The 23,127-nt window shown below is 53.2% G+C and carries 21 protein-coding genes and 2 tRNA genes; 19 read left to right on the forward strand and 4 right to left on the reverse strand.

The window, feature by feature from the left end; translation table 11 throughout:
- Window positions 1-121: 121 nt before the first annotated feature.
- The gene (gene greA, locus CRO33_RS11290; protein ID WP_034826545.1) at window positions 122-598 is read left to right on the forward strand and encodes a transcription elongation factor GreA; all 477 of its coding nucleotides are present in this window, start codon (window positions 122-124) and stop codon (window positions 596-598) included.
- Window positions 599-726: 128 nt separating this feature from the next.
- On the opposite strand, the gene yhbY is transcribed toward greA, so the two are convergent.
- Window positions 727-1,020 (reverse strand): ribosome assembly RNA-binding protein YhbY, encoded by a 294-nt coding sequence (yhbY, locus tag CRO33_RS11295; protein WP_097118205.1) that lies wholly within the window; start codon window positions 1,018-1,020, stop codon window positions 727-729.
- 126 nt (window positions 1,021-1,146) lie between these two features.
- Here yhbY and rlmE point away from each other — a divergent pair, with 126 nt between their 5' ends.
- From rlmE to CRO33_RS11375, 17 genes are all read left to right on the forward strand, one after another.
- A complete protein-coding gene (gene rlmE, locus CRO33_RS11300; protein ID WP_034826540.1) occupies window positions 1,147-1,776 on the forward strand; it encodes a 23S rRNA (uridine(2552)-2'-O)-methyltransferase RlmE in 630 nt (209 codons plus the stop codon).
- A gap of 173 nt (window positions 1,777-1,949) precedes the next feature.
- Window positions 1,950-3,881 carry an ATP-dependent zinc metalloprotease FtsH gene (ftsH, locus tag CRO33_RS11305; protein ID WP_034826538.1) on the forward strand — a complete coding sequence of 644 codons (1,932 nt, stop codon included), beginning with the start codon at window positions 1,950-1,952 and terminating at the stop codon, window positions 3,879-3,881.
- 85 nt (window positions 3,882-3,966) lie between these two features.
- Window positions 3,967-4,800, forward strand: coding sequence for a dihydropteroate synthase (gene folP / locus CRO33_RS11310; protein WP_097118206.1), 834 nt, complete (start codon window positions 3,967-3,969; stop codon window positions 4,798-4,800).
- A gap of 3 nt (window positions 4,801-4,803) precedes the next feature.
- Window positions 4,804-6,138: a phosphoglucosamine mutase gene (gene glmM / locus CRO33_RS11315; RefSeq protein ID WP_034826534.1), complete on the forward strand. Its 1,335-nt coding sequence runs from the start codon at window positions 4,804-4,806 to the stop codon at window positions 6,136-6,138.
- 217 nt (window positions 6,139-6,355) lie between these two features.
- On the forward strand, window positions 6,356-6,691 hold the full coding sequence (secG, locus tag CRO33_RS11320; RefSeq protein WP_034826531.1) for a preprotein translocase subunit SecG: 336 nt from the start codon (window positions 6,356-6,358) through the stop codon (window positions 6,689-6,691).
- A gap of 46 nt (window positions 6,692-6,737) precedes the next feature.
- Window positions 6,738-6,824, forward strand: a tRNA-Leu gene (locus CRO33_RS11325).
- A 59-nt stretch (window positions 6,825-6,883) separates the two neighbouring features.
- A tRNA-Met gene (locus CRO33_RS11330) sits at window positions 6,884-6,960 on the forward strand.
- Between the two features lie 212 nt (window positions 6,961-7,172).
- A complete protein-coding gene (gene rimP / locus CRO33_RS11335) occupies window positions 7,173-7,625 on the forward strand; it encodes a ribosome maturation factor RimP (RefSeq protein ID WP_034826528.1) in 453 nt (150 codons plus the stop codon).
- A 24-nt stretch (window positions 7,626-7,649) separates the two neighbouring features.
- Window positions 7,650-9,137: a transcription termination factor NusA gene (nusA, locus tag CRO33_RS11340; RefSeq protein WP_034826526.1), complete on the forward strand. Its 1,488-nt coding sequence runs from the start codon at window positions 7,650-7,652 to the stop codon at window positions 9,135-9,137.
- 17 nt (window positions 9,138-9,154) lie between these two features.
- Window positions 9,155-11,845 carry a translation initiation factor IF-2 gene (gene infB / locus CRO33_RS11345; protein ID WP_034826524.1) on the forward strand — a complete coding sequence of 897 codons (2,691 nt, stop codon included), beginning with the start codon at window positions 9,155-9,157 and terminating at the stop codon, window positions 11,843-11,845.
- A 66-nt stretch (window positions 11,846-11,911) separates the two neighbouring features.
- Window positions 11,912-12,319, forward strand: coding sequence for a 30S ribosome-binding factor RbfA (gene rbfA / locus CRO33_RS11350; RefSeq protein WP_034826517.1), 408 nt, complete (start codon window positions 11,912-11,914; stop codon window positions 12,317-12,319).
- The gene (gene truB / locus CRO33_RS11355) at window positions 12,319-13,263 is read left to right on the forward strand and encodes a tRNA pseudouridine(55) synthase TruB (RefSeq protein ID WP_097118207.1); all 945 of its coding nucleotides are present in this window, start codon (window positions 12,319-12,321) and stop codon (window positions 13,261-13,263) included. Before rbfA ends, truB begins: the two co-directional genes overlap by 1 nt.
- A gap of 140 nt (window positions 13,264-13,403) precedes the next feature.
- Entirely contained in the window at window positions 13,404-13,673 is a 270-nt protein-coding gene (rpsO, locus tag CRO33_RS11360; protein WP_034826514.1) for a 30S ribosomal protein S15, read from the forward strand.
- Window positions 13,674-13,984: 311 nt separating this feature from the next.
- A complete protein-coding gene (gene pnp / locus CRO33_RS11365) occupies window positions 13,985-16,120 on the forward strand; it encodes a polyribonucleotide nucleotidyltransferase (protein ID WP_097118208.1) in 2,136 nt (711 codons plus the stop codon).
- 129 nt (window positions 16,121-16,249) lie between these two features.
- On the forward strand, window positions 16,250-17,134 hold the full coding sequence (nlpI, locus tag CRO33_RS11370; protein ID WP_008104288.1) for a lipoprotein NlpI: 885 nt from the start codon (window positions 16,250-16,252) through the stop codon (window positions 17,132-17,134).
- Window positions 17,135-17,237: 103 nt separating this feature from the next.
- Window positions 17,238-17,294, forward strand: coding sequence for a protein YrbN (gene yrbN, locus CRO33_RS24960; RefSeq protein ID WP_100229640.1), 57 nt, complete (start codon window positions 17,238-17,240; stop codon window positions 17,292-17,294).
- 16 nt (window positions 17,295-17,310) lie between these two features.
- Window positions 17,311-19,194 (forward strand): DEAD/DEAH family ATP-dependent RNA helicase, encoded by a 1,884-nt coding sequence (locus CRO33_RS11375; protein ID WP_097118209.1) that lies wholly within the window; start codon window positions 17,311-17,313, stop codon window positions 19,192-19,194.
- 68 nt (window positions 19,195-19,262) lie between these two features.
- Here the strand turns inward: CRO33_RS11375 and CRO33_RS11380 are convergent, their stop codons facing one another.
- Entirely contained in the window at window positions 19,263-20,009 is a 747-nt protein-coding gene (locus CRO33_RS11380) for an SDR family NAD(P)-dependent oxidoreductase (RefSeq protein ID WP_097118210.1), read from the reverse strand.
- A 183-nt stretch (window positions 20,010-20,192) separates the two neighbouring features.
- Here CRO33_RS11380 and CRO33_RS11385 point away from each other — a divergent pair, with 183 nt between their 5' ends.
- On the forward strand, window positions 20,193-21,110 hold the full coding sequence (locus tag CRO33_RS11385) for an AraC family transcriptional regulator (protein ID WP_097118211.1): 918 nt from the start codon (window positions 20,193-20,195) through the stop codon (window positions 21,108-21,110).
- A 3-nt stretch (window positions 21,111-21,113) separates the two neighbouring features.
- On the opposite strand, the gene CRO33_RS11390 is transcribed toward CRO33_RS11385, so the two are convergent.
- Together CRO33_RS11390 and CRO33_RS11395 are read right to left on the reverse strand one after the other, a co-directional pair.
- Window positions 21,114-22,124, reverse strand: a complete 1,011-nt coding sequence (locus CRO33_RS11390) for a luciferase-like monooxygenase (protein WP_034826498.1) — start codon at window positions 22,122-22,124, stop codon at window positions 21,114-21,116.
- Between the two features lie 115 nt (window positions 22,125-22,239).
- Complete coding sequence (locus CRO33_RS11395; RefSeq protein ID WP_097118212.1) at window positions 22,240-23,124, reverse strand: U32 family peptidase; 885 nt, start codon at window positions 23,122-23,124, stop codon at window positions 22,240-22,242.
- Window positions 23,125-23,127 lie beyond the last annotated feature (3 nt).

Genomic DNA, 23,127 nt, shown 5'->3' on the forward strand with positions numbered 1-23,127 from the left:
GAAAGCTTTCCGGGTCAGGCTTCTTTTGCTTGTGAAAAGAGGTAACGCGCCGCAGAAGCTGTTTTCTGCTGTCACCGGTCAGGATGACGCCGTTAACCAGGATAGATGACGAGGAGCCAAAATGAATCAGATTCCGATGACGTTGAAAGGCGCTGAGAGCCTGCGTGAAGAGCTGAACGAACTGAAAACCGTGAAGCGTCCGCGCATCATCGCCTCTATTGCCGAAGCCCGTGAGCATGGCGATCTAAAAGAAAATGCCGAATACCACGCTGCCCGTGAAGAACAGGGTTTTTGCGAAGGACGTATTCAGGAGATTGAAGCCAAACTCTCCAACGCTCAGGTGATTGATATCACGACGATGCCGAAAACCGGCCGCGTGATTTTTGGTGCTACCGTGACCATTTTGAATGTGGATACGGACGAAGAATTCACTTACCGCATCGTGGGTGATGATGAAGCTGACTTCAAACAAAACCTGATTTCAGTGAACTCGCCGATGGCGCGTGGTTTGATTGGAAAAGAAGCAGACGACGTTGCGATTGTGAAGACACCGGGCGGCGATGTGGAATATGAAGTGTTAAAGGTGGAATACCTTTAAGATATTGCTACGCTTTGAAATGTGTAGCCGCATATTGTAAAGAAAGGAAAAAGGCCGCATAGCGGCCTTTTATCCCATGCAGGAGCATGGCACTTTCTCTGCCCGTCATGGCAGCCTTTACGGCTTAATTAACGTGGCAGAGTAACTTTGCGCTCTTTTGCAGGGCGATACAGCACCAGCGTGTTGCCGATGACCTGTACGTTACAAGCTTTTGTTTCACGTACGATAGCGTCAACGATCAGCTGCTTGGTTTCACGATCTTCAGAGGCAATTTTCACCTTGATCAATTCGTGATGCTCGAGCGCCAGTTCGATTTCGGCGAGCACGCCTTCGGTCAAGCCATTACCGCCCAGCATAACAACGGGCTTCAGTGGATGGGCAAGGCCTTTCAGGTGCTGTTTTTGTTTGGTACTCAGATTCATCGTATTTTTTACTTACTCAGGGATTGAAAACGGTTCATTCTACCGCCATCTCGGGTATATCGCCAAATCAACGCGACTCATTGCGTACTGATTTATCGCTACGATGAAGATTTAATTGGAAAAATTATGACGGGTAAAAAGCGTTCGGCCAGTTCCAGTCGCTGGCTACAGGAACACTTTAGCGATAAATATGTGTTGCAGGCACAGAAAAAGGGGTTGCGTTCGCGCGCCTGGTTTAAACTGGACGAAATTCAGCAGGGTGACAAGCTTTTCAAACCCGGCATGACAGTGGTAGATCTGGGTGCTGCGCCCGGCGGTTGGTCGCAATATGCGGTACAACAGATTGGATCTAACGGTCGTATTATTGCCTGTGACTTGCTTCCCATGGACCCGATCGTCGGTGTCGATTTTTTACAGGGCGACTTTCGTGAAGAGGCAGTGCTGAACGCATTGCTGGAGCGAGTAGGTGATCAAAAGGTGCAAGTTGTTATGTCTGACATGGCGCCGAACATGAGTGGTACACCTGCGGTTGATATTCCACGATCGATGTATTTGGTAGAGTTGGCGCTGGAAATGTGTCGGGATATCCTGGCGCCTGGCGGCAGTTTTGTAGTGAAAGTGTTTCAGGGAGATGGCTTCGAGGAATACCTGCGGGAAATTCGCTCCCTATTTACGAAAGTGAAAATTCGTAAGCCAGACGCTTCTCGTTTACGTTCGCGTGAAGTGTACATTGTGGCGACAGGGCGCAAACTATAGCTCTCGGTACCGGAATCAAAGCAAGGCGAACTGCGTTTACTCTGATGTGTAATTCTGAGTTTCAGTGAAAAGCAGTAAAATCATCAGCGCCGCGATTCCAGGTCTGAAGGATATATAGTACCCTACGCTGTCTGTTAACACCGTTGTAATATGAGGTTAATCCCTTGAGTGACATGGCGAAAAACCTGATTCTCTGGTTAGTCATCGCGGTCGTGCTGATGTCTGTCTTCCAGAGCTTTGGGCCCAGCGAGTCGAATGGCCGTAGGGTTGATTATTCAACCTTCCTGTCGGAAGTGAACCAGGATCAGGTCCGCGAGGCACGTATTAACGGGCGTGAGATTAACGTTGTCAAAAAAGACAGTAATAAATATACGACTTACATTCCTGTCAACGATCCAAAGTTGCTTGATAACCTCTTGACCAAAAACGTCAAAGTGATTGGCGAACCACCAGAAGAGCCAAGCCTGCTGGCTTCCATCTTCATCTCCTGGTTCCCAATGCTGCTGTTGATTGGCGTTTGGATCTTCTTTATGCGGCAGATGCAGGGCGGCGGTGGCAAAGGCGCGATGTCCTTTGGCAAGAGTAAAGCCCGCATGCTGACCGAAGACCAGATTAAGACCACGTTTGCTGATGTCGCAGGTTGCGATGAAGCGAAAGAAGAAGTGGGTGAACTGGTTGAATATCTGCGCGAGCCAAGTCGCTTCCAGAAACTGGGTGGTAAGATCCCGAAAGGCGTCCTGATGGTCGGCCCTCCGGGTACCGGTAAAACCTTGCTGGCTAAAGCGATTGCTGGCGAAGCAAAAGTGCCGTTCTTCACTATCTCCGGTTCTGACTTTGTTGAAATGTTCGTGGGTGTCGGTGCATCTCGTGTGCGCGACATGTTCGAGCAGGCGAAGAAAGCCGCGCCGTGCATCATCTTTATCGATGAAATCGATGCTGTAGGCCGTCAACGTGGCGCCGGTTTAGGCGGTGGTCATGATGAACGTGAGCAGACGCTGAACCAGATGCTGGTTGAGATGGATGGCTTCGAAGGTAATGAAGGCATCATCGTTATCGCCGCAACTAACCGTCCAGACGTACTTGACCCCGCGCTGCTGCGCCCAGGTCGTTTTGACCGACAGGTTGTGGTCGGTCTGCCAGATGTCCGCGGTCGTGAACAGATTCTGAAAGTGCATATGCGTCGTGTGCCGCTGGCCACTGACATCGATGCAGCGATCATCGCACGTGGTACGCCGGGCTTCTCGGGTGCTGACCTCGCTAACCTTGTCAACGAAGCGGCACTGTTTGCTGCACGTGGCAACAAGCGTGTGGTCTCGATGGTTGAGTTCGAGAAAGCGAAAGACAAAATCATGATGGGTGCAGAACGTCGCTCCATGGTGATGACGGAAGCGCAGAAAGAATCCACCGCTTACCACGAAGCGGGCCATGCGATTATTGGTCGTCTGGTACCGGAACACGATCCGGTGCATAAAGTGACAATTATCCCGCGTGGACGTGCGCTGGGTGTGACCTTCTTCTTGCCAGAAGGTGACGCGATTAGCGCCAGCCGCCAGAAACTTGAAAGCCAGATCTCAACGCTGTATGGCGGTCGTCTGGCGGAAGAGATCATCTACGGCGCAGAACACGTTTCTACCGGTGCATCTAACGACATTAAAGTCGCCACTAACCTGGCGCGCAACATGGTGACGCAGTGGGGCTTCAACGAGAAGTTAGGTCCGTTGCTGTATGCTGAAGAAGAAGGCGAAGTGTTCCTCGGCCGCTCTGTGGCTAAGGCGAAACACATGTCAGATGAAACAGCACGCATCATCGACCAGGAAGTTAAACACCTGATCGACAGCAACTACCAGCGTGCTCGTGTTCTGCTGGGTGAGAACATGGACATCCTTCACGCGATGAAAGACGCGCTGATGAAGTATGAAACCATTGATGCGCCACAGATTGATGACTTAATGGCTCGTCGTGAAGTTCGCCCACCAGCAGGTTGGGATGATTCAGGCAGCAGCAGTTCATCGGACAACAATGGGACGCCAAAGGCGCCACGTCCGGTTGATGAACCGCGTACGCCAAATCCTGGCAACACCATGTCAGAACAGCTCGACAAGTAAGAGGCCACAAACCTCAGCAAAAACCCCGGCCGGTCCGGGGTTTTTTACATTCAGTGATACCGTGATTCCCAAGGAGATTCCCGCCATGAAGTTGTTCGCCCGTGATTCCCATCTCGATCTGTCGTTTCCCCATGTGATGGGTATTTTGAATGTCACGCCGGACTCCTTCTCTGATGGCGGAACACACAACACATTGGTGGATGCGCTGACCCATACCAATGAGATGGTGAATGCGGGCGCAACCATCATCGATGTCGGCGGGGAATCTACGCGGCCAGGAGCCGATGAAGTCAGCGTAGATGAAGAGTTAGCACGCGTGATTCCGGTGGTTGAAGCTATCGCCCAGCGTTTTGAAGTGTGGATTTCTGTTGATACTTCAAAGCCAGAGGTGATCCGTGAATCGGCGCGAGTGGGTGCTCACATCATTAATGATATTCGTTCACTGTCAGAACCGGGTGCATTGGCAGCGGCAGCGGAGACCGGTCTGCCGGTATGCCTGATGCACATGCAGGGCGAACCGCGCACTATGCAGCAAGCACCTGAATATCAGAATATCGTGGGTGAAGTGGACGCTTACTTCCAGGCACAGATTGCACGTTGCGAAGCGGCAGGCATTAAAAAAGAGAATCTGTTGCTCGACCCTGGCTTCGGTTTCGGTAAGAATCTCAACCACAATTATCAACTGCTGGCTGAACTCAGCCATTTCCACCATTTTGGCTTACCACTATTGGTCGGAATGTCGCGCAAATCGATGATTGGCCAGCTGTTAAATGTCGGTCCGACGCAGCGTTTGACCGGCAGCCTGAGCTGTGCGGTGATTGCCGCTATGCAGGGCGCACAAATTATTCGCGTGCATGATGTGAAAGAGACTGTCGAAGCGATGCGTATTGTTGAAGCGACACGGAGAGCAAAAGGATAAAGCATGAGTAATCGTAAATATTTCGGTACAGATGGTATTCGTGGCAAGGTCGGTGAAGCACCGATTACCCCTGATTTTGTCCTAAAGCTGGGTTTTGCTGCGGGTAAGGTTCTGGCGCGCTCTGGATCACGTAAGGTATTAATTGGTAAAGATACGCGTATTTCTGGCTACATGCTGGAATCGGCGCTGGAAGCGGGCCTGGCTGCTGCTGGTTTGTCGGCGGCCTTTACCGGGCCTATGCCAACCCCCGCGATTGCCTATCTGACGCGTACCTTCCGTGCAGAAGCCGGTATCGTGATCTCTGCATCGCATAACCCCTTCGACGATAACGGCATCAAATTCTTCTCTGCAGAAGGCACTAAATTGCCGGATGAAGTGGAAGAGGCCATCGAGCTTGAGTTAGAGAAGCCACTGACCTGCGTTGAGTCCGCTGAGTTGGGGCGCGCCAGCCGTATCGTTGATGCTGCTGGTCGTTATATCGAGTTCTGTAAAGGCACATTCCCGAGCGAGTTAAGTCTTAACGGTCTGAAAATCGTAGTGGATTGCGCCAACGGTGCGACCTATCACATTGCGCCTAATGTGCTGCGTGAATTAGGTGCCAAAGTGATTGCGATTGGCGTGCAGCCCGATGGCATGAACATCAACAAAGAGTGCGGCGCAACCGATCTCCGCATGCTGCAGCAGCGCGTGCTGGAAGAGAAGGCCGATTTGGGCCTTGCTTACGATGGCGATGGTGACCGCATCATGATGGTGGATCATCTGGGCATGAAGGTCGATGGTGACCAGATTCTCTACATCATTGCACGTGAAGCCTTACGTCAGGGGCAACTGCGCGGCGGGGTGGTGGGTACGTTGATGAGTAATATGGGGCTGGAACTGGCGTTGAAACAGCTGGGTATTCCTTTCACACGTGCCAAAGTGGGTGACCGCTACGTGCTGGAAAAAATGCAGGAGAAGGGCTGGCGCATGGGGGCTGAAAACTCCGGGCATGTCATTCTGTTGGATAAAATCAGCACTGGCGACGGTATCGTGGCAAGTTTGCAAGTACTTACTGCTATCGTGCGTAATCACATGAGTCTGCATGATTTGTGCAGTGGCATGAAAATGCTGCCGCAGATTCTGGTGAATGTGCGCTTCAGCGGCAGTCATGATCCCCTTGAATCCGAGAGCGTTAAGGCTGTCAGCGCTGAAGTGGAGAAAACGCTAGCAGGGCGCGGTCGTGTGCTGTTGCGTAAATCGGGCACTGAGCCGCTGATTCGCGTGATGGTCGAGGGTGAAGATGAAGCGTTAGTCACCGAGCTGGCGCATAAAATTGCTGATGCGGTGAAAGCGGTCTAAGCGTGTTAACAGGCGGCGAGATTTCGACTTTCCGCCTGTTAAATCACCATCCTGGCGCTTTTTTCCGCAATCAATAAGGTTCGTGAAAATTGCGCTTGCAGAGGTATGTCCCATTGGTTAGTATTCACACCCGCTTCTGATGGGTGATGACGATACTCCCCGTCAATATTGGTGAAGCTTTAACTGTGCGGATAACGCGCAAGGAAACAGGTTGATTATGTACGAAGCTCTGTTAGTTGTTTTCCTTATTGTTGCGATTGGCCTCGTGGGTCTGATCATGCTTCAGCAAGGCAAAGGCGCTGATATGGGAGCCTCATTCGGTGCAGGCGCCTCTGGTACACTGTTCGGTTCAAACGGGTCTGGTAATTTCATGACACGTATGACTGCAGTACTGGCGACCCTGTTCTTCATCATCAGCTTGATTCTGGGCAATCTGAACACGAATAAGTCTTCTAAAGGAAGCGAGTGGGAAAACCTCACTGCGCCAGCTCAGTCTGAACAGCAGACTCAGCCAGCTAAACCGGCAACCCCGGGCAATGATATCCCGCAGTAACATCGTCAATGCTTTAGCGGCAACATAACGTCGCAGTCAGTGCAGTACCGAGGTGGTGAAATTGGTAGACACGCTACCTTGAGGTGGTAGTGCTCGAAAGGGCTTACGGGTTCAAGTCCCGTCCTCGGTACCAAATCTCAGTAAAACTTGCTTTTTTAGCAAGGTCGGCGTATTATTCGCCACGTTTTCGGACGCGGGGTGGAGCAGCCTGGTAGCTCGTCGGGCTCATAACCCGAAGGTCGTCGGTTCAAATCCGGCCCCCGCAACCACTTTCCCTTAGAGTTCTTTTTCAAATATACTGTATGCATCGACGGACGCATCCTCAGTGTTTTTTTGAAAAAAATTCTTTTGGATTGTGTGCCGATGCCGCTCTGCGGCGTACAGGGTCCAGTGATAAAAAGCCCCGAATTTTCGGGGTTTTTTGTTATCAGGAATCGCAATACTGGGCTATAGGCCCTTTTTTTATGTCTTGGGGGTGGGCTTGTCCACATTAGAGCAAAAATTGACTGATTTGATCACCGCTCCAGTAGAAGCGCTTGGCTACGAATTGGTCGGTATCGAATTCGTTCGCGGTCGCACATCGACTTTGCGCATCTATATTGATAGTGAGAATGGTATCAATGTTGATGATTGTGCCGATGTTAGCCACCAGGTCAGCGCGGTAATGGATGTGGAAGATCCCATTACGGTGGCTTACAACCTTGAAGTCTCCTCGCCAGGTCTCGAGCGTCCTCTTTTCACTGCTGAACACTATGCACGTTTCGCCGGTGATGAGGTGAGCCTGACACTGCGTATGGCCGTACAGAACCGCCGTAAATGGCAGGGGATCATCAAATCCGTGGAAGGTGAGATGATCACGGTAACCGTTGAGGGTAACGATGAGGTGTTCGCGCTGAGTAATATTCAGAAAGCGAACCTGGTCCCCCACTTTTAAAAGTCCGGATTGAGGCTAACCAGGATGAACAAAGAGATCTTAGCTGTAGTAGAAGCCGTTTCTAACGAAAAAGCCCTGCCACGTGAGAAAATCTTCGAAGCGCTTGAGAGCGCTTTGGCCACTGCGACTAAAAAGAAGTATGAGCAAGAGATCGAAGTGCGCGTCAGCATTGACCGTCGCAGCGGTGATTTCGATACTTTCCGTCGCTGGCAGATTGTGGAAGAAGTAACACAGCCGACTCGTGAAATTACGCTGGATGCGGCCCGCTTTGAAGACGAAGCGTTCAATCTGGGCGAATACGTTGAAGATCAGATCGAATCTGTCACCTTCGACCGTATCACCACCCAAACCGCTAAACAGGTTATCGTGCAGAAAGTCCGTGAGGCTGAGCGCGCGATGGTGGTTGATCAGTTCCGTCAACACGAAGGTGAAATCATCACCGGCGTGGTGAAGAAAGTAAACCGCGACAGCATCTCACTCGATCTGGGCAGCAATGCTGAAGCCGTGATCGGACGCGAAGATATGCTGCCACGTGAAAACTTCCGCCCAGGCGACCGTATTCGCGGCGTGTTGTACGCTGTTCGTCCGGAAGCGCGTGGTGCACAGCTGTTTGTCACCCGTTCTAAGCCAGAAATGCTGATCGAACTGTTCCGCATTGAGGTGCCAGAAATCGGTGAAGAAGTTATCGAGATCAAAGCGGCAGCGCGCGATCCAGGTTCACGCGCTAAAATCGCGGTGAAAACCAACGATAAACGTATTGATCCGGTCGGTGCTTGTGTGGGTATGCGCGGTGCGCGTGTCCAGGCTGTATCAAGCGAGCTGGGTGGCGAGCGTATTGATATCGTGCTGTGGGACGATAACCCGGCACAATTCGTCATTAACGCCATGGCGCCAGCCGATGTGGCGTCAATTGTGGTGGATGAAGACAATCACACCATGGATATCGCTGTTGAAGCCGGCAATCTGGCTCAGGCGATCGGCCGTAACGGCCAAAACGTGCGTCTGGCTTCCCAACTGAGTGGTTGGGAACTGAACGTGATGACCGTCGATGATCTGCAGGCTAAGCATCAGGCTGAAGCCCACGCAGCGATCGATATGTTCACTAAACATCTCGACATCGACGAAGAGTTCGCCACCGTACTGGTGGAAGAGGGCTTCTCTTCGCTGGAAGAATTGGCTTATGTGCCAATCAACGAGTTGCTGGAAATCGACGGCCTCGACGAAGAGACCATTGAAGCCCTGCGTGAACGAGCAAAAAATGCGTTGACCACCCTGGCATTAGCGAAAGAAGAGAGCCTTGGTAATCAGGAGCCCGCTGAGGATCTTCTGAATCTTGAGGGCCTGGATCGTGCGCTGGCGTATCGCCTGGCGTCCAAAGGCGTTTGCACGCTGGAAGATCTCGCTGAGCAAGGTGTTGACGATCTGACAGATATTGAAGGGCTGGATGATGAGAAGGCCGGTGCGCTGATTATGGCTGCACGTAATATCTGCTGGTTCGGCGATGACGCGTAATAACAGGAAGGAACAGCATGACAGATGTAACCGTAAAATCGCTGGCCGCCGAAATTCAGACTCCGGTCGATCGCCTGGTACAGCAATTTGCTGACGCAGGGATCCGCAAGTCTGAAAACGATGCGGTGTCCCAGCAAGAGAAAGAAACCTTACTGTCCCATTTGAATCGTGAGCACGGTCAGACCGGTTCAAGTAAACTGACATTACAGCGCAAAACGCGCAGCACCTTGAATATTCCCGTCACCGGGGGTAAAAGTAAGTCGGTGCAAATCGAAGTCCGCAAAAAACGCACATACGTGAAAGGTGATGCTGAGTCTGAGCAAGCTCAGGCAGAAGCTGAAGCCGAGGCGCAGCGTGAAGCGGAAGAGCAGGCGCGTCGCGAGGCAGAAGAACAAGCCCGTCGCGAAGCTGAACAAAAAGCGCAACGTGAAGCCGAAGATAAAGCCAAGCGCGAAGCCGCTGAAAAGGCCAAGCGTGAAGCAGCGGAAAATGAGAAAGTGACTAATCAACCTACCGATGAAGTAACCAAGGCTGCGCAGTCTGATAAGGCGCGTCGTGAAGCCGAAGCGGCTGATCTGAAACGCAAAGCGGAGGAAGAAGCACGCCGTAAGCTGGAAGAAGACGCTCGCCGTGTGGCAGAAGAAGCCCGCCGCCTGGCTGAAGAGAAATCAGCTGAATGGGAAAAACCAGAGGAAGAAGACAAAGGCGACTACCATGTCACCACTTCCACTCATGCCCGTCAGGCTGAAGACGAAAACGACCGCGAAGTTGAAGGCGGACGTGGACGTGCGCGTACCACCAAAGCAGCGCGCCCAGCCAAAAAAGGCAACAAGCATTCTGAAGCGAAAACTGATCGCGAAGAAGCGCGTGCGCAGTTCCGTGGTGGTAAAGGTGGTAAAAACCGTAAGCCAAGCGCACTGCAGCAGGGCTTCAACAAACCCGTTCAGGCTGTTAACCGTGATGTGATCATCGGCGAAACCATTACTGTTGCCGAGCTGGCAAACAAAATGGCGGTGAAAGGCTCACTGGTTATCAAAGCGATGATGAAAATGGGCGCAATGGCGACCATTAACCAAGTCATCGACCAGGAAACAGCCCAGTTGGTTGCGGAAGAAATGGGTCACAAAGTGATCCTGCGCCGCGAGAACGAACTGGAAGAAGCGGTGATGGACGATCGTGATACCGATGCAGCGCAGGAGTCACGCGCTCCGGTGGTCACTATCATGGGTCACGTTGACCATGGTAAAACCTCGCTGCTGGACTATATCCGCTCAACCAAAGTCGCTTCAGGCGAGGCTGGCGGTATTACACAGCATATCGGTGCTTACCACGTTGAAACTGACAACGGTATGGTAACCTTCCTGGATACCCCGGGCCACGCCGCGTTTACCGCGATGCGTGCACGTGGTGCGCAGGCAACGGATATCGTAATTCTGGTGGTTGCTGCCGATGACGGCGTGATGCCACAGACTATCGAAGCCATCCAGCACGCCAAAGCGGCCAAAGTGCCGGTTGTGGTTGCAGTGAACAAGATTGATAAGCCAGAAGCAGACCCGGATCGCGTGAAGAATGAACTGACCCAGTACGGAATCATTCCGGAAGAGTGGGGCGGTGAAAACATGTTCGTTAACGTCTCTGCGAAAGCGGGTACCGGTATTGATGACCTGCTGAATGCGATTCTGCTGCAGGCTGAAGTTCTGGAACTGACCGCCATTCGTGAAGGTATGGCGAGCGGCGTGGTCATCGAATCCTTCCTCGACAAAGGTCGTGGCCCGGTTGCGACCGTGCTGGTGCGTGAAGGTACGCTGAACAAAGGCGATATCGTACTGTGCGGCTTCGAATACGGCCGTGTCCGTGCGATGCGTGACGAACTGGGTCGTGAAGTGCTGGAAGCGGGTCCATCCATTCCAGTGGAAATCCTCGGTCTGTCTGGTGTGCCAGCAGCGGGTGATGAAGCGACTGTTGTGCGTGATGAGAAGAAAGCACGTGAAGTTGCACTGTATCGTCAGGGCAAATTCCGCGAAGTGAAACTGGCGCGTCAGCAGAAGTCGAAGTTGGAGAACATGTTCGCCAACATGACCGAAGGCGAAGTGTCCGAGCTGAACATCGTGCTGAAGTCCGACGTACAGGGTTCGGTGGAAGCGATCTCCGACTCGCTGCTGAAACTCTCCACCGACGAAGTGAAGGTGAAGATTATCGGTTCGGGCGTGGGTGGTATCACCGAAACCGACGCGACCCTGGCAGCGGCTTCCAACGCCATCATTCTCGGCTTTAACGTCCGTGCTGACGCTTCTGCGCGTCGCGTGATTGACGCTGAAAACGTGGACCTGCGCTACTACTCCGTTATCTATAATCTGATTGACGAAGTAAAAGCAGCCATGAGCGGCATGCTGGCACCGGAATTCAAACAGCAGATCATTGGTCTGGCCGAAGTGCGTGACGTGTTCAAGTCACCGAAATTTGGCGCCATTGCTGGCTGTATGGTCACCGAAGGCAACATCAAACGTCACAACCCGATTCGCGTACTGCGCGACAACGTGGTGATTTACGAAGGCGAGCTGGAATCTCTGCGTCGCTTTAAAGACGATGTCAACGAAGTGCGTAACGGCATGGAGTGTGGTATCGGCGTGAAGAACTACAACGACGTTCGCGTTGGTGACATGATCGAAGTCTTTGAAGTGATTGAAATTAAACGCACCATCGATTGATCATCACTTGATGTGTTGCAATTTGGGAGGCCTCTGGCCTCCCGAATTATTTGGGAGAAAGAAAAAATGGCAAAAGAATTTGGCCGCCCACAGCGCGTATCTCAGGAACTGCAGAAAGAAATCGCAATTATCCTGCAACGTGAAATTAAAGACCCGCGCCTCGGCATGATGGTAACGGTATCCGGCGTAGAAGTGTCGCGCGACCTGGCGTATGCCAAAGTCTTCGTGACCTTTTTGAATGACCAGGATGAAGATGCGGTAAAAAATGGTCTGAAGGCGCTGAAAGAAGCCTCAGGTTATATCCGTATTCTGGTGGGGAAAGCGATGCGTCTGCGTATCGTACCTGAACTGACCTTCTTCTATGACAACTCGCTGATCGAAGGGATGCGCATGTCTAACCTGGTCAGCAACGTGATCAAAAGTGACGTTGAGCGTCGTGGCGAAAGCCCGGCGGAAGATGACAAGGAGGACTAATGAGTCGTCCTCGTCGTCGCGGTCGCGACGTCCACGGTGTGTTTTTGCTGGATAAGCATCAGGGCGCATCCTCGAACGATGTGCTGCAGAAAGTGAAGCGTCTGTTCCATGCTAACAAAGCGGGTCACACGGGTGCGCTTGATCCCCTGGCAACAGGCATGCTGCCGATCTGCCTCGGTGAAGCGACGAAGTTCTCGCAGTTCCTGCTCGATTCCGATAAACGCTATCGCGTTATTGCCCGCCTCGGCGAGCGTACCGATACCTCAGACGCTGATGGCAATATCGTCGAAACGCGCCTGGTGACCTTCAATCAAGCCCAGCTTGATGCGGCGCTGGAGAGCTTCCGTGGTGACACCTTACAAGTACCCACCATGTTCTCTGCGTTGAAGTACCAGGGCCGCAAGCTGTATGAATACGCGCGTGAAGGCATTACCGTACCGCGTGAAGCACGACCGATCACCGTGTTTGAACTGCAGTTTATTCGCTGGGAAGGGGATGAGCTGGAGCTGGAAATTCACGTTTCCAAAGGCACTTATATTCGCACCATCATCGATGACCTCGGCGAGAAGCTCGGCTGCGGCGCACATGTGATTATGTTGCGTCGTTTGCAGGTGGCAAAGTATCCGATTGATCGCATGATCACCTTTGAGCAGTTGCAGGCGATGGCGGCTGAAGCCAACGCAGCAGAAACGCCAGACTACCGTGCACTGGATGCACTGCTGCTGCCAATGGATAGCCCTGCGGAGGAGTTCCCCATCGTCAATTTGCTGCCCTCTGTCGCCGCTTATTTCAAACAGGGGATGCCGGTGCAGGTGGCGAATGCGCCTGAACAGGGATTGGTGCGTGTTACCGAAGGTGAAGAACATAAATTTATCGGCATGGCAGAAATCGCTGAGGATGGACGCGTGGCGCCGCGTCGCCTGGTGGTCGAGTTTCCCGCCTAATCAACACATTCACGTTTGAGCTAACGGCGCATTTGCGTTGCAATCAGGCGAAGAGTAGAATAGCGCGGCTTTTAAAGTAAAGCGGGCTGCTGAATTAGAGATCGGCACCCAACCATTCATTTATTATTTCGGAGTTTATTATGTCTCTAAGCGTAGAAGCTAAAGCAGAGATCGTTGCTAAATTCGGTCGTGGTGCTAACGACAGCGGTTCAACTGAAGTTCAGGTTGCTCTGCTGACTGCTCAGATTAACCACCTGCAGGGTCACTTCTCTGAGCACAAAAAAGACCACCACAGCCGTCGCGGTCTGCTGCGCATGGTATCTCAGCGTCGTAAGCTGCTGGACTACCTGAAGCGTAAAGACGTTGCACGTTACACCAGCCTGATCGAAACCCTGGGTCTGCGTCGCTAAGTCTGAAGAATCTGATCAACGATGTAGCACATGCACTATGCAGAAAAGCGCATCTGACGATCAGATTTGTGCGAGTTTCGCGAAAAGGGGGCCTTTATGGCCCCTTTTTTCGAGCAATCCGCAGCATTCCGTACCAAACTCATGTATTGTTGCTGAGAGTGATCTTTGCTTGCAGCGTTTCGCGCGGCTAATGAGAGGCTTTACCGCATGAGCGGTTGAAGATTGTCATTAGTCGCGAGGATGCAACTAAAGATCGGTAAACCCCGGCGAGCTCAAAAGTGCTCAGCCCCTCGAATTTAAGGACTTAAATTTTGCTGAACCCGATCGTACGCAAATTCCAATATGGTCAGCATACCGTCACGCTGGAAACCGGCATGATGGCGCGCCAGGCCACTGCAGCAGTTATGGCGAGCATGGACGACACCGCGGTATTCGTGACTGTTGTTGGCCAGAAAAAAACCAAACCAGGTCAGGATTTCTTCCCGCTGACGGTTAACTATCAGGAGCGTACTTACGCTGCTGGTCGTATCCCGGGTAGCTTCTTCCGTCGTGAAGGCCGTCCAAGCGAAGGCGAAACCCTGATTTCTCGTCTGATTGACCGTCCAGTGCGTCCACTGTTCCCGGAAGGTTTCATCAACGAAGTGCAGGTGATTGCGACCGTTGTGTCTGTTAACCCACAGGTTAACCCGGACATTGTTGCGATGATCGGCGCATCTGCCGCGCTGGCGCTGTCAGGCCTGCCATTCAACGGCCCAATCGGTGCAGCACGTGTGGGTTATATCAATGACCAGTACGTTTTGAACCCAACCGCTGATGAAATCAAAACTTCACGTCTGGACCTGGTGGTTGCAGGTACGCAGAACGCGGTTCTGATGGTTGAATCTGAAGCAGAAGTACTGACAGAAGACCAGATGCTGGGCGCGGTGGTGTTCGGCCACGATCAGCAGCAGGTTGTTATCGAAAACATCAACGCACTGGTTGCTGAAGCAGGCAAACCACGTTGGGACTGGCAGCCAGAGCCAGCGAACGATGCACTGATTGCACGTGTTGCTGCACTGGCAGAAGCCGGTATTGCTGATGCTTACCGCATCACTGATAAGCAAGAGCGTTACACTCAGGTTGGCGCAGTTAAAGACGCGACTATCGCTGCCCTTCAGGCTGAAGACGAAACGCTGGATGCTGGCGAAATCGCTGACATCGTTCACGATCTCGAGAAGAGCGTCGTGCGTAGCCGTATCATCCGTGGTGAGCCACGTATCGATGGCCGCGAAAAAGATATGATCCGTGGTCTGGATGTACGTACTGGCGTGCTGCCACGTACTCACGGTTCTTCTCTGTTCACCCGTGGTGAAACGCAGGCACTGGTTACCGCAACACTGGGTACCGCCCGTGATGCGCAGAACCTGGATGAGCTGATGGGCGAGCGTACTGATAGCTTCCTGTTCCACTATAACTTCCCTCCATACTCAGTGGGCGAAACCGGCATGGTTGGCTCACCGAAGCGTCGTGAAATTGGTCACGGCCGTCTGGCGAAGCGTGGCGTGCTGGCAGTGATGCCGAAGCAGGAAGAGTTCCCGTACACCGTCCGTGTGGTGTCAGAAATCACCGAATCTAACGGTTCTTCTTCAATGGCTTCTGTGTGTGGTGCTTCTCTGGCACTGATGGACGCAGGCGTACCGATCAAAGCAGCCGTAGCCGGTATTGCGATGGGTCTGGTTAAAGAAGACGAAAACTTCGTGGTTCTGTCTGACATCCTGGGCGATGAAGATCACCTCGGCGATATGGACTTCAAAGTAGCGGGTAGCCGCGACGGTATCACTGCACTGCAGATGGATATCAAAATTGAAGGTATCACCCGTGAGATCATGCAGGTTGCACTGAATCAGGCTAAGGGCGCGCGTCTGCACATCCTGAGCGTGATGGAGCAGGCCATCAGCACCCCACGTCAGGAAATCTCTGAGTTCGCACCACGTATCTATACCATCAAGATCAGCTCTGACAAGATCAAAGATGTTATCGGTAAAGGCGGTTCTGTTATCCGTGCGCTGACCGAAGAAACCGGCACCACCATCGAAATCGAAGATGATGGCACCGTGAAAATCGCAGCAACCGACGGCAACAAAGCGAAGGAAGCGATTCGTCGTATCGAAGAGATCACCGCTGAAATCGAAGTGGGTCGTATCTACTCTGGTAAAGTGACGCGTATCGTTGATTTCGGTGCCTTCGTGGCAATCGGCGGCGGTAAAGAAGGTCTGGTCCATATCTCTCAGATCGCTGATAAGCGTGTTGAGAAAGTGACCGACTATCTGCAGATGGGTCAGGAAGTTCCAGTGAAAGTGATGGAAGTGGACCGTCAGGGCCGCGTACGCCTGAGCATCAAAGAAGCGACAGAGCAGAAACCAGCGGAAGAAACCCCTGCTGCAACGAATGCATCTGACGCCGAGTAAGCGTTTACTGATTGGCCTCTCCCTGCAATTTGGGGAGAGGTATTTGGATCATCGCGAGGGCGGGAATCCTTGTGCACAGCAGGCGGATGACAGGATGGTTATCCCAATGTTTGTATTCGGGAGTGGGAAATGAAGCCTTTTTTGCGCTGGTGTTTTGTTGCGACAGCTATCACGCTGGCAGGATGCAGCAACTCCAATTGGCGTAAGAACGAAGTTTTGGCAGTACCTTTGCAGCCCACACTGCAGCAAGAGGTGATCCTGGCGCGAATGGAACAAATTCTTGCCAGTCGTGCCCTGACCGATGATGAACGCGCACAGCTATTATATGAGCGCGGAGTGTTGTATGATAGTTTGGGTTTGAGGGCATTAGCGCGGAACGATTTCTCGCAAGCGCTGTCTATAAGACCGGATATGCCTGAGGTGTTTAACTACCTCGGTATATACTTAACGCAGGCAGGCAATTTTGATGCTGCCTATGAAGCGTTTGATTCTGTACTTGAGCTTGATCCAACTTACAATTATGCGCATTTAAACCGTGGTATCGCCCTCTATTACGGCGGTCGATACAAGTTAGCGCAAGATGATCTGCTGGCGTTTTATCAAGACGATCCTAACGATCCTTTCCGCAGCCTTTGGCTCTATCTCGTTGAAAGCGATATGGATGCCGACAAGGCCAAAGTCACGCTGAGACAGCGACATGACAAAGCGGTCCGGGACCAATGGGGATGGAATATTGTCGAGTTCTACCTTGGCGACATCAGTGAAAAAACGCTGATGGAACGTCTCAAGGCGGACGCAACGGATAACACCTCGCTCGCTGAACATCTCAGTGAAACCAACTTCTATTTAGGTAAGTACTACCTAAGTCTGGGGGAGAAGGACGACGCGAAAGCGTTGTTCAAACTGGCGGTCGCTAACAATGTTAACAACTTTGTTGAGCACCGATACGCATTGTTGGAACTGGCGCAACTCGGCCAGACACAAGACGATTTATCAGAATCTGACCAGCAATAGCTGACGAACTTTTATTGCCTGAATACTTGTAAAGTCATCATCTTCGAGGTGAGGGCTTTTCTGTTCGTCAAAACTTCTAATTTGAGCCGGTTCACACTTTTTGATGAAAATGACTGAAAATTTTCACGACGAGTTATGTAGACTGGCCGCCGCAATCTAAGAGGCACGTGTACTACATGACTGATATTCAAACCACTTTTTCTGACCTTGGCCTGAACGCTGACATCCTCGAATCACTGAACGGTATGGGCTACGAAAAGCCATCCCCAATCCAGGCTGAGTGTATTCCTCACCTGCTGGCGGGCCGTGATGTGCTGGGTATGGCGCAGACCGGGAGTGGTAAAACAGCGGCATTCTCCCTGCCGTTACTGAACAACATTGATCCATCCGTCCGCGCACCACAGATCCTGGTGCTGGCTCCAACCCGTGAACTGGCTGTTCAGGTTGCTGAAGCCATGACGGAATTCTCTAAACACATGCGTGGCGTGAACGTGGTTGCCCTGTACGGCGGCCAGCGCTATGACGTTCAGCTGCGCGCACTGCGCCAGGGACCACAGGTTGTCGTAGGTACGCCTGGTCGTCTGCTGGATCACCTGAAACGCGGCACGTTAGATCTGTCTAACCTGCGCGGCCTGGTGCTGGACGAAGCTGATGAAATGCTGCGTATGGGCTTCATCGAAGACGTTGAAACCATCATGGCGCAGATCCCAGACGGTCATCAGACCGCGCTGTTCTCAGCGACCATGCCAGAAGCGATTCGTCGTATCACCAAACGCTTCATGAAAGATCCACAGGAAGTGCGCATTCAGTCAAGCCTGACCACGCGTCCTGACATTTCTCAGTCTTACTGGACCGCTTATGGCCGTAAAACTGACGCGCTGGTGCGTTTCCTGGAAGCGGAAGACTTTGATGCTGCCATTATCTTCGTGCGTACCAAAAACGCAACGCTGGAAGTGGCTGAAGCGCTGGAGCGCAGCGGCTATAACAGCGCAGCACTGAACGGTGACATGAACCAGGCTCTGCGTGAGCAGACACTGGAGCGCCTGAAAGATGGTCGTCTGGATATCCTGATCGCGACCGACGTTGCAGCACGTGGTCTGGACGTTGAGCGTATCAGCCTGGTTGTTAACTATGACATCCCAATGGATGCTGAGTCTTACGTTCACCGTATCGGTCGTACCGGTCGTGCGGGTCGTGCGGGCCGTGCGCTGCTGTTCGTTGAGAACCGCGAGCGTCGTCTGCTGCGTAACATCGAACGCACCATGAAGTTGACTATTCCAGAAGTTGAACTGCCAAATGCAGAACTGCTGAGCGAGCGCCGTCTGGCTAAATTCGCCGCCAAAGTACAGCTGCAGCTGGAAAGCAGCGATCTGGATATGTACCGTGCACTGCTGAGCAAAATGCAGCCGGGCGAAGATCTGGATCTCGAAACACTGGCCGCAGCACTGCTGAAAATGGCACAGGGCGAACGTCCACTGATTCTGCCACCAGAAGCACCACGCCCACCACGTCGTGAGTTCCGCGACCGCGATGATCGTCGCGATTCACGTGACTCACGTGGTCCACGCGAAAGCCGCGGTGACCGTGATGGCGCTCCACGTCGCGAACGTCGTGACGTTGGCGAAATGCAGCTGTACCGCATTGAAGTGGGCCGTGATGATGGTGTTGAAGTTCGCCATATCGTGGGCGCGATTGCTAACGAAGGCGACATCAGCAGCCGTTACATCGGTAACATCAAGCTGTTTGGTACGCACTCAACCATCGAGCTGCCTAAAGGTATGCCGGGCGAAGTTCTGCAGCACTTCACTCGCACGCGCATCCTGAACAAGCCGATGAACATGCAGTTGATGGGTGATGCTCCTGCGTTCGAGCGTAGTGAACGTCGTCCAGGCGGTCGTGATGGTGAGCGTCGTGGTAATGGCGCTCCGCGTGGCGAAGGTGCACCACGTCGCTTCTCTGAACGTCGTGAAGGTGGCCGTGAAGGCGGACGCTTCAACCGTGAAGGCGGTCGTGGCCCACGTCCAGAAGGTGCTTCTGCACCACGTCGTCGTGACGCGTAAGCGATAAAACGCTAAATAGTAAAAAGGGACGCCGCGGCGTCCCTTTTTTTATGCTCGTAAATTAAACGTTACACGCCGCCGGCAATCAACACCCGCTCTCCACTCACGTAGGCTGACTCTTCTGATGCCAGAAACAGGGCAACCTGTGCCACATCTTCTGGCAGACCAAATCGGCCTAGCGGCGTCGCGGCGATCAGTTTCGCCTTAACATCTGGATTCATCTTCTTCGCGGCCAGCAAGCCTTCAGTCAGGATAATGCCCGGTGCTAACGCATTAACGCGGATATTACGCGGCCCAAGCTCACGCGCCAGACCTTGCGTTAAGGAATCGATTGCGCCTTTGGTCGCGGCCCACAGCACTGAGCCAGGCGTGCTCTGCTTACTGTGAAGCGCACTCAGGTTAATGATCGATCCACCCCGCGCAGGGAAGTGTTTTGCCGCCTGCTGGCACACTAACACTGTACCTAACAGGTTCACATTGAGTTGCTGCTGCATTTCGCTAAGGCTGAGCTCGGCAAAGTCACCGTGATGGAAGATGCCAGCATTATTGACCACAATATCCGGTGCGCCAAACTGCTCGATGCTGCGAGCGAACAGACGCTGCACATCGGCCTCGCGTGAGATATCGGCCTGAACGGCGATGGCGTCGCTGCCCAGCTCGCAGATGTCAGTGACCACATCTGCCGCGCCCGCTTCATCCTGTCGATAGTTAACCACGACCCGAGCACCGGCCGCCGCGAAAGTCATAGCAATGGCGGCGCCAATGCCTTTCGACGCGCCCGTTACCAGCGCAATTTTGCCTTCAAGTGCTTTCATTGTGTCTCTCCACCTGAGAATTCGGGGAAGGGTAAGCATGCGCTGTCCATACAATTTTGCGGTAGCGCAATCCTGCAAGCTTTTTGCACGATCCTGCAAAAGTGTGGCTCAAGGACTAGGCGCCGCATCGGGGAAAAGCGAGAATAGATACACAGTGATTTCTCATCGCGGAGTGCGCAACGCATGATTCATCAGGAACAGTGGCAGCAGTTGGTGGCGATGATTGCGCGTCATACCCCGGAAGATGGCCGTCACTTCAGCCCAATCGATTTTCTCTCATTTGGCCGAAGCTCCAAACCCACGAGCCTGTCGCATATTGCGACCTGGGCCAGCTTTGCACTGGTGGCGCAAGGGCAAAAGGCATTGCGCATGGGTGAAGACGTGATGCATTACGGGCCGGGCGATCTGCTACTGGTGACGCTGGATATGCCGGTGCAATCCTGCGTGGTACAGGCCACGGAGGAAAAACCGAATCTGGGCGTGGGGATCACCATCAACGAAACGCGCCTGATGCACTACCTCGAACATTTCCCGTTGCAGCAGATCGGCGCAGCGGTGACCAACGAACGTGGTATCACTGTGCACAAAGTGGCCCCGCCGTTAGTCGATGCCGTGATCCGCCTGATTGAGCTGTTGGATCAGCCTCAGGATATTCCGGCGCTGGCACCGTTAATTGAGCAAGAGATTTTCTATCGACTCCTTACCGGGCCGGAAGGACCCCGCATCCTCAACATGGCGTTGACGGAGCGGCCGGGCAACAAAGTGGCGCGCGCGGCACGCTGGCTACGTGAAAACTTTCATCAGCCGCTCAAGATGGATCAACTGGCCAGTAGCGTGGGCATGAGTATTTCGTCGCTGCACCATCACTTCAAATCGGTCACGGCCATGACACCAATGCAGTATCAAAAGCAGTTACGTCTTAACGAAGCGCGGCGTTTGATGTTGATTGATAAGTTAGATGCGGGAACCGCAGGGTATCGCGTGGGGTACCAGAGCGCTTCGCAGTTTAGCCGTGAATACAGCCGTTTTTACGGGCAATCGCCGGCTCGTGATGTGCGTATGGTGGCTGTGGGGCCAGAAGGATTGACCCCACAGCAGTAAACGTTACAGCGAGCGTGCCGCTTCCATCGCCAGTGCGAAGGAACGCAGACGGGCTTGCGGGTCGAAAATCTGGCCATTAACCATGATTTCATCGGCCTGCGTTTCGCGCATCAGCGCAGCCAGCCCCTGACGCACTTTATCGCTGTCACCGACAATCGACATGCTCAACGCCTGCTGTACACCGTACTGCTCTGATGGTGACCAGAGGTTATCCATGTTTTCGACAGGAGCTGGCAGCGGGCCCGGTTTGCCCCGGCGCAGATTAATAAACTGCTGCTGCATCGAGGTAAACAGGAAGCGCGCATCGCGCTCGCTATCCGCCGCGACCACGTTGACGCACACCATGGCATAAGGTTTCGCCAGACGCGCAGAAGGCTTGAATTTCTCACGATAGAGATGCAAAGCCTGGAACAACAGGTCCGGTGCAAAGTGGGAAGCAAAGGCGAACGGCAAGCCGAGCTGTGCAGCCAGTTGTGCGCTGTAGAGGCTGGAACCCAATAACCAGACTGGAATTTTTAAGCCTAAACCCGGTACCGGTTGTACCGGAGGATGTTCACCCTCTTCGGCATCAAACCAACGAATCAGTTCTGCTACATCTTCCGGGAAGCTGTCCGCCTGGGCGCTGGAGAGATGGCGGCGCAGTGCGAGCATGGTGCGCTGGTCAGAACCTGGCGCACGGCCCAGCCCTAAATCAATACGGCCAGGGTATAAGGATTCGAGCGTACCAAACTGTTCAGCGATCACCAGCGGTGCGTGGTTGGGCAGCATAATACCGCCAGATCCGAGGCGCAGAGTTTCGGTATTCGCGGCCAGATAGCCAATCAACACGGAGGTTGCCGCACTGGCGATACCGGTCATGTTGTGGTGCTCAGCGAGCCAGTAACGATGGAAACCAAGGGCTTCAGATTGACGCGCCAGCGCCAGCGAATTGTGGAAAGCTTCGCGCGCAGCAGAACCTTGCGGGATAGGTGCAAGATCCAGCACGGACAGGCGAACGTTTTTTTTCTCAGACATGGGCACTCCAGATAATGATGGCGCAGGTGTTATCAGACCTGCGCCAGTCAGTATTACGCATCATTACCCATATTAAAACTGCTATTAACAGCAGGAATATAGCCGGAATGTGCCTTTACCGTCCGCCTTCAAGCGCCATACCCGCTAAACGACGCCAGTAACCATTGCATTCACTGCCGCGCGCCATCATCAGCGGCGCTTCACCGGCTTCGTTCGCACGGAAGCGAGCAACCTCTGTTAGCGTGGTTTCATCCTGCGGCGAGAGGCGTACGATGTCGATCCAGTTATGCATGCCGGCCAAATCGTTACCAAGGTTATAACAGTAGCCGCTCATGGTCTGGATGCCATTCAACACAAACACCTGTTGGCCCTCCTGTGACAGCACGCGGCGACCAGTGGGATAGTGAATACAGCAAGTTTGACAGTCATCTTTGGCGCGATTTTCGGAACGGGCGGTAAAGCAGCGTGCCGACAGCGCCAGCGGCAGATGGCCATAGCCCAATACCTCCACTTCGAACTTGTCGCGCAGGCCTGCGGCATCGCACTGCTGCAACAGTTGAATCAGCCAGTCGCGCGACATCTCGACCGGTAAACACCAGCGCGTCATACCCTCTTTGAGCAGCAACTGTAGCGTTTGCGCGTTGTAGACGTTAAGCGTAGGCCCGGCGACAAACGGCAGCTTACGTTCGGCTGCCATGTTAACGGTGCCGATGTCGTTGGCTTCCAGCAAAAACTCACCGTTCTCCACATAGCGCCGCAGCTCTTTGACTTCCGAAGGCGACTGCAACAGCGCCAGCGTGCTGAGCACGACCTGTTTACGGTGTTGTGCCAGGTGGCGTGCTAATTCCATCCATTGCTGGAATGAGGTTGCACGACGTTTACTGCATACCGCTTCGCCGAGGTAGATGATGTCAGCAGAGCTGACGGCAGCCTGCTGATAAAAGCGTTCCAGCGTTTCCGTTGGCCAGTACCACAGCACCGGCCCGATGGCATATTTCATAGC

Source organism: Pantoea sp. GL120224-02 (genome assembly GCF_900215395.1).
GTDB lineage: Bacteria > Pseudomonadota > Gammaproteobacteria > Enterobacterales > Enterobacteriaceae > Pantoea > Pantoea communis.